The sequence below is a fragment of the Bacillus sp. RB3 genome (assembly GCF_030164735.1).
In the GTDB taxonomy this organism is placed as follows: Bacteria; Bacillota; Bacilli; order Bacillales; family Bacillaceae_G; genus Bacillus_A; species Bacillus_A cereus.
This window is the reverse complement of sequence record NZ_JASNGE010000008.1, coordinates 103,892-118,946: the sequence shown is the minus strand read 5'-3', so window position 1 is coordinate 118,946 and position 15,055 is coordinate 103,892. Positions and strand designations below refer to the sequence as shown.

Below are 15,055 nucleotides of genomic sequence, written 5' to 3'. Positions count from 1 at the left end.
ATTTAAGAGAGGTGAGTGGAATGGGTGAAGATAAGAAATTAGGGTTGTTTACACTAACGGCTCTTGTAGTTGGGTCTATGATTGGCGGTGGAGCCTTTAATTTAGCGAGTGATATGGCAAAAGGTGCTGGTGCTGGAGCCATTATTATTGGCTGGGTTATAACAGGAATTGGGATGATTGCACTTGGATTATCTTTTCAAAATCTAACTGTAAAACGGCCAGATTTAGATGGTGGTATTTTTAGCTATGCAAAAGCAGGGTTTGGTAATTTTATGGGATTTAATAGTGCGTGGGGATACTGGCTATCTGCTTGGCTTGGGAATGTAGCTTACGGTACATTATTGTTTTCTTCATTAGGATATTTCTTCCCAATCTTTGAAGGCGGGCAAAATGTAGCGTCCATTATTGGTGCAAGCGTATTATTATGGTGTGTTCACATGTTAATTTTACGTGGAGTTCAATCAGCAGCACTTGTGAATTTAGTAACTACAATCGCAAAATTAGTACCTGTATTTGTATTTATTGTCATAGGAATCTTTGCGTTTCATATTGATACGTTCTTAGATGGATTTTGGGGGCAAACTGGTTCCTTTTCATGGGGAGCAGTTGGCAGTCAAGTTAAAAGTACAATGCTTGTAACTTTATGGGTATTTATTGGGGTAGAAGGAGCTGTTGTTTTATCCAGTCGAGCAAAAAATAGAAGTGATGTAGGGAAAGCAACCGTTATTGGCTTAATTGGTACACTCATCATTTACATTTTAATCACATTATTGTCTCTTGGACTTATGCAGCAAGCAAATATTGCAGGTTTGAAAAATCCGGCTATGGCTTATTTATTTGAAAGTGTTGTTGGAAAATGGGGTGCTATTTTTATTAATTTAGGTTTGGTCATCTCTGTATTAGGTGCTTGGTTAGGTTGGACTTTGCTCGCTTCTGAAATTCCATATTTAGCGGCTAAAGATGGAGTATTTCCAAAATGGTTTGCAAAAGAAAATAAAAATAAGGCTCCAGTAAATTCATTATGGATAACAAATGGTTTAATACAAATGTTCTTGTTAACATTCGTCGTTTCTGATCAGGCGTATAACTTTGCATTCTCTTTAGCATCTTCAGCTATTTTAATCCCATATGCTTTTTCAGCGTTTTATCAACTGAAGCATAGCTTAAAGTCTGAAGAAGCAGATCGAAATAAAAATATAATAATTGGCTTGATAGCCAGTATTTATGGCGTGTGGCTAGTTTATGCAGCTGGTTTAGAGTATTTATTATTAACAATGACTTTATATGCGCCAGGTATTTTTATTTTTTACAATGTTCAAAAGCAAAAGAGTTCGAAGCAAATATTTACTCGAGTGGAATTAGCATCATCCGTAGCAATTGGTGCTTTAGCATTCTTTGCGATTTATGGATTAATTACAGGCAGTATTACTTTATAAAGCGCTGTGAAAGCGAAATCAACTGGAGGGCTGGAATATGGCACGAAGAAAAATTGTAGTTGCACTAGGGGGAAATGCGATACAGTCTGGAGAAGCTACTGCGGGAGCGCAGCAAGAAGCGTTGGAAAAAACGGCAGAACAACTTGTGAAAATAATGGAAAATGATGTGGATATAGTAATTGCGCATGGAAATGGCCCACAAGTGGGGAATATTTTATTACAGCAAAAAGCTGCAGAAACGGAAAAGACACCTGCAATGCCATTAGATACTTGTGGGGCAATGAGCCAAGGAATGATTGGATATTGGATGGAAAATGCGATTGAAAAGGCATTGAAAAAACGGAATATAAAAAAAGACGTAGCAACGGTTATAACACGCGTTGTTGTGGATAAAAAAGATGAGGCATTTAAAAATCCAACTAAACCAATCGGTCCTTTTTATACAGAAGAAGAGGCCAGAAGATTAATGGATGAAACAAAAGCAGTGTTTAAAGAAGATGCTGGTAGAGGATGGAGACGTGTTGTTCCATCACCGAAGCCTGTAAGTATTCATGAACATAAAGTGATTAATTCTTTGGTCGAAGATGGAAATATAGTGATAGCTGTTGGCGGAGGTGGAATTCCAGTAATTGATTCCGAAGAAGGGTTAAAAGGAACTGAAGCGGTTATCGATAAAGATTTCGCTGCACAGAAATTAGCAGAATTAGTAGATGCCGATACGCTCGTTATTTTAACTGCAGTTGATCATGTGTATGTAAATTATAATCAACCGAATCAAAAAAAATTAGAGCATGTCACAGTGAATCAATTAGAAGAATATATTGAAGAACAACAATTCGCTGCGGGAAGCATGCTTCCAAAAATTGAAGCTGCTATTAATTTTGTTAATACAAATCCAAAAAGAAAAACAATTATTACGTCTTTAGAAAAAGTATATGAAGCACTAGAAGAAAAAGCTGGTACTATTATTTCAAAACAGAATGTATGCATGTATGTTTAAATTCTTATGTACGCTACTTAGTAGTAAAAAAGAATGGAGTTAGTAACTTCATTCTTTTTATTTATTAATATTTTTTGTACTCATTGTTCATAAAGTTTTCATGATGAAATCTGAATATGTAAGTTAATTATGATAAAATTCAAATTGAATACGCTTTCTTGATTTTTTCGCTCCAATATACAGCAAGAGAGAGGGAATTTTATGAATAGACGGAACGTAGTGAAAGACTTAAAGCAGTTCGAATTATTTGCTCATTTAACAGAAAAAAAATTGAAAGGCTTAACAGAGTTTGTTTATTGGCGAACTTATAAAAAAGGTCAATTTTTATTTTTAGAAGGGGATTCAAGAGAAAGAATTTACTTCATGTTAGATGGTTTTGTAAAGTTAGAGCGGGTTAATCAAAATGGGAACTTATTATACGATGACTATGTGAAGCGATATTCTATTTTTCCTTATGGTGGTATGTTTACAGACAGAGGATATAACTATACAGCAGAAGCAATGACGGATGTGGAGGTATATTATATTCCAACGGTAATCTTTGAAGAAATGGTAAAATCCAGCAGAATGCAATTGATGTACGTTGTTCAGCAATTATCATCTATATTAAAATTGAACGAAAATCGAGTGCAAAATATTACAATTCCTAATGCACAAGATCGTGTGATCCAAACGTTAAATTATTTAATGCAGGATTTAGGAGAACAGAGTGGGGAAAAGATTGTAATTTCATGTCCACTTACAACAATTGAAATATCCAAAATATCTGGAACATCTCGAGAGACAGTTAGCAGCGTATTAAAACAATTAAAAAATGATAGCATTGTTACAATTTTAGATAAAAAAATTACAATACATGATCCAACATATTTTGAAGAAATCTCTATGTGAAAATTGTATATTGATTTTTTAATTCATAGTGTATATTAATAAGGTTCTTTATATATTTATAAGGAACTTTTTTACGTTATCCTCTATAAAAAGATTGTATAGTATGGTAATAATAGCTAAAATCGATAATAAAATACAAAGTGAAGGGGAGAAAGAATGATTCGTATTGAGTATGATCGATTAGTAGCTATTTGTTACAGTATAGGGGTTTTGTTATTATTAAAAATTCCAAATGATAATGAATTAATTGGGGAAAAACTATTCAATGTCTATAAGGTTCCGATACATACGTATGTTTATATGGATTATAAAGTCTCAAATATATTGATTGTTTCTTTCATACTACATGTAATTGCATTTATATTATTTTTAAAATGGCTAGGAAAAAAGGAGTCTAGTACATTTAGAAAAACGAATAAGATAAAAGTAGTAGGCATTAGTATTTTGATTGTAATGATGCCGTTTATTTTAAATACAATCCTCCAGACATTGAATAAAACATGGTACTACGCAGGAAAAACAGGGGTAGAAGCAATAGAATATAAAAAAGAAGATAGCCAGTGTAGAATGGAGAAAAATGGAGAGAATATCCAACCGAAGTGCATTGTTACTTTAAAAAATTATCGTAATCATTCACAAGCATTAAAAGTTGTTTTATACGATAATGCAAACGAGAATTCAAAAAGCTATCCAGTACCGAAACCAGTCTATTTACAAAAACATGAGACAAAGCAATTCGAATTTCAAGTTCCTGTTTCTTATAATAGAGGTATTGAAAAAGATAAAGTACCAAATATTAAATTACATTCATTGCATGAAAATGATACGAAATACAATTAATCTGTAAGTAAAAGTTTATGAGTAGGAGCAAGAATTTGAAACGATATAGAAAATCAACTTGAATCATCCAACATACTGCGAGGTAACGGTATATTGGATGATTTTTTTATGTTATCCCCTTTTTTCACGTATGAAAAGGAGGAATACTTTGTTGGAAATGAAAAACATCACAAGGATCATACATGGTTTTTACTTTACGTAATCTGTGAAAGTTAGAGCCATAATAACTAGTTTGCCAATTTTTAATATCGATATCGGGCCAGTTCACATAGTCACCTAGTGTATAAGGATCTAAGCTTTCTCGTAAACCTTTAACCCAGCGTATATTTCGATTTTCTTCATCATCGCATTTCCAAGAGGTAATGTATTCTTGAGCAATAATTGCTTTACGATGAAAATAAGCCGTTTTATTCGGCGAAATATTTTCAACAGCACCTATGATCGATTGATGCCAAATACTAGCATCTTTATTTGGTGCATGAGAAAGAAAGTATTGCATGATTTGAATGCCTTTAAGGGGAATAGGTTTATAGACATAGGAACCAGAGCGCTTGAAATTTTCAGGGATGTTACCGCTATTAAAAAATTCAACAGCCTTTATATAAGGAACTTCTTCTATAAAGAGAGAGGGGCTACCAGTTTCAAGGAGAGGTGAAGAATGAGATTTACCTTTGTGAGAAATAAATAAAGCATAAGAATAAAGAATCTACATAGAGTTCAATGAAAACAGTTGCAAACTGTTCATATTTTGTTATGATAGTGTTACGAAAACGTTTGCATAAAATTCCGATGGGATGCAAAAGGAGAGAATGACTATGAATAAGACATGGTGGAAAGAAGCGGTTGCTTATCAAATTTATCCACGAAGCTTTATGGATTCAAATGGTGATGGTATTGGAGATTTACAAGGTATTATTGCAAAACTGGATTATTTAAAAGATTTAGGTATAGATGTAATTTGGATTTGTCCAATGTATAAATCGCCTAATGATGATAATGGTTATGATATTAGTGATTATCAAGATATTATGGATGAGTTTGGTACAATGGCAGACTTTGATGCTTTACTAGATGAAGTTCATAAGCGTGATATGAAGCTAATTATTGATTTAGTTATTAATCATACGAGTGATGAACATCCATGGTTTATTGAATCACGTTCATCTAAAGATAATCCGAAGCGTGATTGGTATATTTGGCATGATGGTAAAGATGGTGCGGAGCCAAACAACTGGGAAAGTATTTTTAATGGTTCGGCATGGGAATATGATGAAGAAACAGAACAATATTATTTACATCTATTCTCACGTAAACAACCAGATTTGAACTGGGAGAATAAAGAAGTTCGCGAAGTACTATATGATACGGTTAATTGGTGGCTTGATAAAGGTATTGATGGTTTCCGCGTTGATGCGATCAGTCATATTAAAAAAGAAGAAGGCTTTAAGGATATGCCAAATCCAAAAGAGTTAAAATATGTGCCATCTTTTGATAAACATATGAATGTGAAAGGTATTCAACCTTTATTAGAAGAGCTAAAAGAAAATACATTCTCTAAGTACGATATTATGACTGTTGGTGAAGCAAATGGCGTTAAGATTGAAGATGCTGAGCTTTGGGTTGGAGAAGAGCAAGGTAAGTTCAATATGGTATTCCAGTTTGAACATTTAAGTTTATGGGATGCAGAGAAGAAGAAAGACCTTGATGTTGTAGGATTGAAAAAAGTATTAACGAAATGGCAAAAAGGATTAGAAAATAAAGGATGGAACGCTTTATATATTGAGAATCACGATAAACCACGTATCGTTTCAACATGGGGAGATGACAAACAATATTGGCGTGAAAGTGCAACAGCTCTAGGAGCGATGTATTTCTTTATGCACGGTACACCGTTTATTTATCAAGGACAAGAAATTGGTATGACAAATGTTCAGTTACCAAATATTGAAGATTACGATGATGTAGCAATTAAAAATTTATATCGCGAGAAAATTGCAGAGGGCGTACCACATCAAGATATGATGGAGATTATATGGGCTTCTTGCCGCGATAATTCACGTACACCTATGCAGTGGAATGATGAGATGAATGCTGGTTTCACAACGAGTACACCTTGGTTTAGCATGAATCCAAATTACAAAGAAATTAATGTTGAGAAGCAAAAAAATGAAGAAAAGTCTATTTTCAATTTCTATAAGAAAATGATTGCCCTGAAAAAAGAGCACGATGTACTGAACTATGGTACGTACGATTTACTTTTAGAAGATGATCCACAAATTTATGCATATACACGTACGTTACAGGATGAAAAAGTCATTGTAATTAGTAATATCTCAAAAGAGGAAGCTGTGTATAATGAGGGTTCATTTGCACTAGAACGCAAACGTTTGCTTTTAAATAACTATGAAGTTGCGGAACATGAAGAAGTAACAACAATTGCTTTAAAACCTTATGAAACAAGGGTTTATCGCATTTCATAATAAAAAAGGATGCTCTTTGAGCATCTTTTTTTATGAAAAAAAATAAATTTCTATTGCAAAGTGAAAACGCTTTTATTAAAATAGATTTATGAAAACGGTTGCGTAAAGATAAAAATAAAGTAACATAAGGAATCGTTTTCATAAAGGGAACAGAAATTATAATTTAAATCATTATGTTGTTATAAATAAAGGGGAGGAAGAACAGATGAAAATTACGTCTTTTGATTTTTGGCAAAAGTTCGGGAAAGCTTTATTAGTTGTTGTAGCTGTAATGCCAGCAGCTGGTTTAATGATTTCCATCGGTAAGTTAATTGGTATGTCTGCTGGGGATGTTAACGCAGTTCATACAATCGCTCGCGTAATGGAAGACATCGGTTGGGCAATCATTACAAATCTACACATCTTATTCGCAGTAGCAATTGGGGGATCTTGGGCGAAAGATCGCGCGGGTGGTGCATTTGCAGCGCTATTAGCATTCGTCTTAACAAACCGAATTACAGGAGCTATATTTGGGGTAAACGCTGAAATGTTAGCGGATTCAAAAGCGAAAGTTTCTTCAGTAATAGCGGGAGATTTAATTGTAAAAGATTACTTTACTTCTGTACTTGGTGCACCCGCATTAAACATGGGAGTGTTCGTAGGGATTATCACAGGTTTCTTAGGAGCTACTTTATATAACAAATATTATAACTATAATAAACTGCCACAGGCATTAGCATTCTTTAATGGAAAACGATTTGTACCATTCGTTGTAATTCTTTGGTCTACAGTTACTGCGATTGTATTATCACTTCTATGGCCATTCATCCAAAGTGGGTTAAATGAATTTGGTCGCTGGATTGCAGCTTCAAAAGATAGTGCACCAGTTGTTGCACCGTTTGTATATGGAACGTTAGAGCGTTTATTATTACCATTTGGTTTACACCATATGTTAACGATTCCGATGAACTATACAGAGCTAGGCGGAACATATACGATGCTAACTGGTTCAAAAGTTGGACAAGTTGTAGCAGGACAAGATCCATTATGGCTTGCATGGATTACAGATTTAAATAATTTACTAGCAAATGGAGATACGAAGGCATATAACGATTTATTAAATAACGTTGTACCAGCTCGTTTCAAAGCTGGACAAGTTATCGGCTCAACAGCAGCGTTAATGGGGATTGCATTTGCGATGTTCCGTAACGTTGATAAAGAAAAGCGTGCAAAATATAAACCAATGTTTTTATCAGCAGCATTAGCAGTATTCTTAACAGGTGTAACAGAACCAATTGAATTCATGTTCATGTTTATTGCTCCAGTATTATATGTTGTATATGCTATTACAACAGGACTTGCATTCGCGCTAGCTGATTTAATTAACTTACGTGTTCATGCATTTGGATTTATTGAGTTAATTACTCGTACACCAATGATGGTTAACGCAGGTTTAACAAGAGACTTAATCAACTTTGTTATTGTTTCATTAGTGTTCTTCGGTCTTAACTTTACACTATTTAATTTCTTAATTAAAAAATTCAACTTACCAACACCAGGGCGTGCAGGTAACTATATTGATAATGAAGATGAGGCATCAGAAGGAACAGGAAATGTACAAGACGGTTCATTAGCAACAAAAGTTATCGATTTATTAGGTGGAAAAGAAAATATTGCTGACGTAGATGCTTGTATGACGCGCTTACGTGTAACAGTAAAAGATTTAGATGTTGTTGCACCAGAAGCACAATGGAAACAAAATGGTGCTCTAGGGCTTATTGTAAAAGATAAAGGTGTACAAGCGGTATATGGTCCGAAAGCTGACGTATTAAAGTCAGACATTCAAGATATGTTAGGTGCGTAATAATATGAAATTGCTAACTTTAAACTGTCATTCTTGGCAAGAAGAGAATCAAATAGAAAAGATACAATACCTTGCTAAAGTAATTCAAGAAGAAGAGTACGATGTCATCGCATTGCAAGAAGTAAGTCAGTCCATACAAGCTGAAAATGTATGCGGTAACAAGAAAGAAGATAATTTTGGACTTTTACTATTAGAAGAGTTAAAAGCGCTACATGTAAAAGATTACAATATTACTTGGGATTTCTCTCATATTGGTTATGACGTGTATGAAGAAGGATTAGCGATTATAACGAAGCATAATATCATAAAAGAAGATACGTTCTTCATTTCAAAAAACGAGAATACAACGTATTGGAAAACACGTAAAATTGTAAGTACAACAATTGCTTATAATGGTAAGGATATAACGTTTTACTCTTGCCATCTCGGTTGGTGGAATGATGAAGAAGAGTCATTCAAAGGTCAAGTTGATCGTTTGATGGAGCGTGTAGATAGCAATAAGCTCGCCTTCTTAATGGGGGATTTTAATAACAATGCTCGGTTGGAAGGCGAAGGTTATGAGTATATGATGCAAAAAGGGTTGTATGACACATATGAATTAGCAATAGAGAAGGATGAAGGAACGACTGTCCAAGGTGAGATTGCTGGTTGGGATGAAAATAAACATAATTTGCGAATCGATCTAATATTGTGTAACCAAAGTAAAAAAGTTCATTCTTCAAAAGTTATTTTTAATGGTACAAACAGAAATGTAATTTCAGATCATTTCGGTGTAGAGGTTCAATTGGATATATAATAGAAGAAATCCTCACAGAGAATAAAAGCTGTGAGGATTTTTTTTAGGAATACAAGTATTTCCAAGAGAAAATACTTGTATTTTTTATGACATTTCATATATATTTGTTATTATTGAATGTAAAACCGATTTGGTCATTTTGTATTCATACTTTGACTCACTTCGTTATATAATGAAGTAAGTGAAAGTTAATGGGAAAAAATAGTACGTTTTTGGTTAATACACGATGTAGAAAGTGATATAATTGCAAAATGCATGTATCATTTTCTAAAGAAGGAAAAATATATAATTAGGTGATAACTTCTATGAAACAGATTTGGCGTATTTATAAGACAGATTTACGGAATGTAGCCAAACATTGGGCTGCAATTGTTATTGTTTTAGGATTAATGATTTTACCATCGTTATATGCATGGTTTAACATTAAAGCTTCTTGGGATCCGTATGGAAATACAAAAGAGGTTCCCATTGCAGTTTCCAACCAAGATGCAGGTTCTAATTTAAGAGGGAAAGATATTAATATCGGGAAAGAGATTGTAGACTCCCTTAAGAAAAACAAAAATCTTGGCTGGAAATTTGTAGATGAAAAACAAGCAATTTACGGAGTTGAGCGTGGGGATTATTATGCAAGTATTACGATTCCAAAAGACTTCTCTGAAAAAATTGCAACTGTTCTGGATGAAAATCCGAAAAAACCAGAACTGGATTACTATGTGAATGAAAAAGTAAACGCGATTGCACCGAAGATTACAGCAAAAGGTGCATCAGGTATTACAGAAGAAATTAGTAAAAACTTTGTAAAAACAGCAAACGGTGAGATTTTTAAAATTTTCAATGACCTTGGAATCGATTTAGAAACAAACTTACCAAGTATCGAAAAAGTAAAAGATCTTGTATTTAAGTTAGAAGCGCAGTTCCCAGAAATGAATACACTTATGGATAAGGCGTTAGATGATGCAACTCGAGCAGAAGATGTTGTGAAAGTAGCGCAAAAAGAGTTGCCGGTTGTAGAGAGTGTTATGAATGATGGGCAAGAGGCGTTAGGGAATTTAGATAAATTCTTTGCAAACAATGATCAAACATTGCAAAATGCACCTGGGACGATACGAAATCATTTAACAGCGGCTAAAAATGTAATGGATAAAGCAAATGCTTTTACGGATTTTTTAATGCATCCAGGAATAGACTTTTCTGGTATGAAAGGATTGCCTGAGTTTCCAGCGCGTCCGGATCTTTCAAAGTTGAACGATGAAGGTTATAAAAATATTGCAAGAAATATTAATCAAACAGTGAATAACGTTTTAAACTCGGCACGTGCAGGAACAACATATGGTAAAAGTGTTGTAAACGGATTGCAGAATGGTCAATTTGATCCAGAAAAGGCAAAACAAGATCTTAATGCGGTTTCTGAAAATCTTCAAGGTCGTACAGATAGTATTGCATATCTTATTAATGTATTTACTGAACTTGAAAAATCGGCGACGACTGATTTTGGTCAAAGATTTTTCAAAGAGCGAGTGAATCACTTAACTAATGTTAAAAAAGGTATGGAAAATGCAAACAACGGTATTAAAGATATTGTAAATGTTATTGGCACAGGACAAGAAGTAAAGAAAGATGTAACAGATGTAGCGAATCAAAAATTAGATGCAGCAAATGGATTAATTGATCAAGCAGAAAAAGATTATAATGAAACATTTGTAGCAGATTATAAAAAAGCAGTTAGCACAGTTGATCAAGCTAAAGCTGATGCAAATGAAGCGTATGATAGTGTGAAAAATGAATATGATAAGTTCAAAAACGGTGTTGAAGATGCTAAAGCAAACATATCAAATAAAGGTGTCACTGATTTAGAGTGGGCAAAAGTATCTTTAAACGATTTAAATGGTCAATTACAAGCTACTAATAATCTAATTGGTGATGCGATTCCGGTGTTAGAAAGCACAAATAAGGTATTAGCAGATGTAAATAGTGACAAAAACCTTAATGGCGGAATTGCAAAATTGAACAAAATACAAAATTCTGTTCAAAAAGGTATAGATGCAACGAATAAGGCAACTACACTAATTAACAATGGACAGAAGCCTACAAAAGAGGTTGTAGAAAGTATTAATGAAGCAACACAAAATGCTTCAGCTCAATTAGGCGATTTCTTAGCAACATATGATTCAGAAATCGTTCCAAACTTTAACACAGCAATTGAACGTACGAAACGTATGTCTAAAAACACATCTCAAATTTTAAAAGAGGCAGACAAAAAGCTTCCAGATGTTAAAAAGTTACTAGAAGATTCATCAAAAGGCTTGGTAGACGGTAGAAAGAAATTAGTAGACATTAAAGCTGAAATGCCGGAGACTGAGAAAAAGATTAAAGAATTAGCAAATAAAATTCGTGATTTTGAATCTGAAGAGGATTTAAAAGACATCATACGTTTATTGAAAAACGATGTTGAGAAGCAAAGTGATTACTTTGCGAATCCAGTAAATTTAAAAGAGAATAAATTATTTGCGATGCCGAACTACGGTTCAGCGATGTCACCATTCTATACAGTGCTTGCATTATGGGTAGGCGCATTATTAATGGTTTCATTATTAACAGTAGAAGTACACGAAGAGGGCGCGAATTATAAGAGCCATGAAATTTACTTCGGACGTTTATTAACATTCTTAACGATAGGTCTTTCACAAGCGTTTATCGTATCGATGGGAGATATATTCTTACTCGGTACGTATGTAGTCGATAAATTCTGGTTTGTGTTATTTAGTTTATTTATTGGTGGAGTCTTCGTTTGTATCGTATACTCACTCGTTTCTATTTTCGGAAACGTTGGGAAATCGATGGCGATCATTTTACTTGTACTACAAGTAGCAGGATCGGGCGGAACATTCCCAATCCAAATGACACCAGCGTTCTTCCAAGCGATTTATCCGTTCTTACCATTCACATACGCAATTAGTGCAATTCGTGAAACAGTTGGCGGAATGCTTTGGGATATCGTAACGCGAGATTTACTTGTGTTAAGTGCTTTTGTAGTAGTTATGATCGTTGCTGCGTTATTACTGAAAACACCAATTAACAAATCAAGTGAAAAATTTGTTGAGAATGCAAAAGGAAGTAAAATCATTCACTAAAATAAAAGGTTCCTACCGATAGAGGTAGGAACCTTTTTGTTTAATCAAATTTTAATTTTTTTAATGCTTCTGCGAATGGGTTATTTAATGGTTCTTCTTCTTTTTTCTGTTGTTTCATATATTTTTGAACGTCACGCTTATCAGCTTTGTTTCCAGATTCCTTTTTACGTCGCTCTTGGAATGTTGATAATTTCTCGCGATAGCCACATTTACATGCGAAAATTTGTCCTGCGCCTTCACCACGTAATTCTAACTTCTTCTTACATTGAGGACAGCGAGCGTTTGTTGTACGAGATACATTTTTACGATGACCACATTCACGGTCTTGGCAAACGAGCATTTTTCCTTTTTTGCCGTTTACTTCTAGCATTGGTTTACCGCAATCTGGACAAGACTTCGTTGAAATGTTGTCATGTTTATATTTTTTATCACTCGATTTAATTTCAGAAACAATTTCTTTCGTATAGTTCTTCATTTCCGAAATGAATACTTCTTTTTTCAATTTACCTTTTGCGATAGCCTCAAGTTTTTGTTCCCATTCACCAGTTAGTGTAGGAGATTTTAATTCTTCTGGTACTAAATCAAGTAACTGGCGACCTTTTGGAGTAATGTGAATATCTTTACCACGTTTTTCAATTAAGAATGAATTGAATAGCTTGTCGATAATGTCTGCACGTGTCGCTACAGTACCTAATCCACCAGTCGATTTTAACGTATCAGCAAGTTGTTTATTTTGCGTATCCATATATTTTGTAGGATTCTCCATTGCTGAAAGTAAGGTTGCTTCATTAAAGCGTGCAGGTGCTTTCGTTTGACCTGATGTTTGCATAATTAACTTTACAGTTAATGTATCGCCTTTTTCAATGTGAGGTAGAATCTGCTCTTTTACGTCATCAGTTACATCATCGTCTTCAAATCGATTTTCGTATACTTCCTTCCAACCAGCATGTAAAATCGTTTTTCCGCGTGCAATGAACGTTTCACTACCAACTTTGGTACGTAATGTTAGTTGCTCGTATTCGAATGCTGGGAATAAAACAGCTAAGAAACGTTTTACAACTAAATCATAAATTTTACGTTCTTTATCTGTGAAGGCGGAGAAGTTAACGTATCCTTCTGTTGGAATAATCGCATGATGATCACTTACTTTACTATCATCAACAAATGATTTATTAACCTTGATAGGCTTTTGTAGTACTTTATGTGCTAAAGGACGATATTCCCCAACGCCGCATGCTTTTAGACGTTCTGGAAGTGTTCCAACGATATCAGATGAAATATAGCGTGAATCTGTACGAGGGTACGTTAGCACTTTATGTTGCTCATACAATTTCTGCATAATATTCAATGTTTCTTTCGCAGAGTAACCGAACTTTTTATTGGCATCACGTTGCAATTCAGTTAAATCGTAAAGACCAGGAGAGAATGACTTCTTCTGTTTTTTATCAATTTCCAAAACAGTAGCATTATGTTTATCTAAACCTTTTACAATACCATCGATTTTTTCTTTATTAAAACTACGGCTATTGCCATTTGCATCTTGCCAAGTTAGTTTTAACTGATTCGTAGTTTGAGCTTCAATACCGTAGTAAGTTTGAGCTTTGAAGTTCTTTATTTCATCTTCACGACTAGCAATCATAGCAACAGTAGGGGTTTGTACACGACCACAATTTAACTGAGCATTAAAGCGAGTCGTTAAAGCACGAGTTGCATTAAGACCGATATACCAGTCAGCTTCTGAACGTGCAACTGCTGAAGCGTATAAATTGTCATAGGCTTTACCTGGTTTTAAATTTGCAAAACCATCTTTAATTGCTTTATCAGTAACGGATGAAATCCATAGACGTTTGATTGGCTTGTTAATTCGAACCTTATCAATAATCCAACGAGCAACCAATTCTCCTTCACGTCCAGCGTCTGTTGCTACAATAATTTCATTTACATCTTTTCGAAGTAGCTGACTTTTTACAGCATTAAATTGTTTACCAGTTTGTTTAATAACCGTTAATTTCAAACGCTCAGGTAGCATCGGTAAATCTTCTAAATTCCACTTTTTATATTTCACATCATAACTTTCTGGATCTGCTAATGTAACGAGATGACCTAAAGCCCAAGTTACAATATATTTACTACCCTCAAGATAGCCGTTTCCTTTTTTATCACACTTCAGTACACGAGCAATATCTCGTGCAACGGAAGGTTTTTCAGCGATTACAACGCTTTTTGACATATTAAAAACATCCTTTCAAATTTCCATAAGTTAAATATAGCATACATCTTCTTGAGATTCAGTTTCGCTCCATATTTGATCGGTTTTTAGTGGGATGAACAAAACACTCACTGATTAAAGTTTCACTTGATTATGTTTATTGTTATATAGGTTGCTTCTATATGAAATAGAAAAGTAAAGAACTTGTTATTTTACTAGAATAAGAGTAGACTTTGAAGTAGATGAATAATAAGCACATGGGAGTTTGTGGATACAAACTGAGAGTATGACTACTAGTCCGTCATTGACCATTTGAACCTGTTGGATAATGCCAGCGTAGGGAGAGTGTAAAAGCATATGTTCAGGCACTTTGCGTACGCGCAAAGTGTCTTTTTGTGTATCTCCCATCATTATAATTAGGAGATGAAA

Annotated in this window: 9 protein-coding genes, 1 pseudogene and 1 riboswitch; of the genes and pseudogenes, 8 read left to right on the top strand and 2 right to left on the bottom strand. The window is 34.3% G+C overall.

All coding sequences use genetic code 11. The annotated features are described in order from the left end of the window. The first annotated feature begins 20 nt into the window (after positions 1–20). From arcD to QO049_RS13135, 4 genes are all read left to right on the top strand, one after another. On the top strand, positions 21–1,436 hold the full coding sequence (gene arcD, locus QO049_RS13150) for an arginine-ornithine antiporter (protein ID WP_246961802.1): 1,416 nt from the start codon (positions 21–23) through the stop codon (positions 1,434–1,436). 37 nt (positions 1,437–1,473) lie between these two features. Next, the gene (arcC, locus tag QO049_RS13145; protein WP_000113948.1) at positions 1,474–2,436 is read left to right on the top strand and encodes a carbamate kinase; all 963 of its coding nucleotides are present in this window, start codon (positions 1,474–1,476) and stop codon (positions 2,434–2,436) included. 201 nt (positions 2,437–2,637) lie between these two features. Next, a complete protein-coding gene (locus tag QO049_RS13140) occupies positions 2,638–3,327 on the top strand; it encodes a Crp/Fnr family transcriptional regulator (protein ID WP_246961804.1) in 690 nt (229 codons plus the stop codon). Between the two features lie 156 nt (positions 3,328–3,483). After that, positions 3,484–4,167 carry a hypothetical protein gene (locus QO049_RS13135; RefSeq protein ID WP_000619194.1) on the top strand — a complete coding sequence of 228 codons (684 nt, stop codon included), beginning with the start codon at positions 3,484–3,486 and terminating at the stop codon, positions 4,165–4,167. 124 nt (positions 4,168–4,291) lie between these two features. On the opposite strand, the pseudogene QO049_RS13130 reads toward QO049_RS13135, so the two are convergent. Next, positions 4,292–4,828 (bottom strand): annotated as a pseudogene (locus tag QO049_RS13130) (BBE domain-containing protein); the annotation flags it as partial. 154 nt (positions 4,829–4,982) lie between these two features. Between QO049_RS13130 and QO049_RS13125 the strand changes: the two are divergent. The 4 genes from QO049_RS13125 to QO049_RS13110 all read left to right on the top strand — a co-directional run bounded on the left by QO049_RS13125 (position 4,983) and on the right by QO049_RS13110 (position 12,417). Beyond that, positions 4,983–6,647, top strand: coding sequence for a glycoside hydrolase family 13 protein (locus QO049_RS13125; protein WP_001044700.1), 1,665 nt, complete (start codon positions 4,983–4,985; stop codon positions 6,645–6,647). A 205-nt stretch (positions 6,648–6,852) separates the two neighbouring features. After that, positions 6,853–8,490, top strand: coding sequence for a PTS transporter subunit IIBC (locus QO049_RS13120; RefSeq protein ID WP_000705560.1), 1,638 nt, complete (start codon positions 6,853–6,855; stop codon positions 8,488–8,490). Positions 8,491–8,494: 4 nt separating this feature from the next. Continuing rightward, a complete protein-coding gene (locus QO049_RS13115) occupies positions 8,495–9,286 on the top strand; it encodes an endonuclease/exonuclease/phosphatase family protein (protein WP_098207197.1) in 792 nt (263 codons plus the stop codon). Positions 9,287–9,591: 305 nt separating this feature from the next. Continuing rightward, positions 9,592–12,417, top strand: coding sequence for a YhgE/Pip domain-containing protein (locus tag QO049_RS13110; RefSeq protein ID WP_246961806.1), 2,826 nt, complete (start codon positions 9,592–9,594; stop codon positions 12,415–12,417). Between the two features lie 40 nt (positions 12,418–12,457). On the opposite strand, the gene topB is transcribed toward QO049_RS13110, so the two are convergent. After that, the gene (gene topB / locus QO049_RS13105; RefSeq protein WP_246961808.1) at positions 12,458–14,647 is read right to left on the bottom strand and encodes a DNA topoisomerase III; all 2,190 of its coding nucleotides are present in this window, start codon (positions 14,645–14,647) and stop codon (positions 12,458–12,460) included. 226 nt (positions 14,648–14,873) lie between these two features. After that, positions 14,874–14,986: riboswitch (TPP riboswitch) on the top strand. Positions 14,987–15,055: the final 69 nt, after the last annotated feature.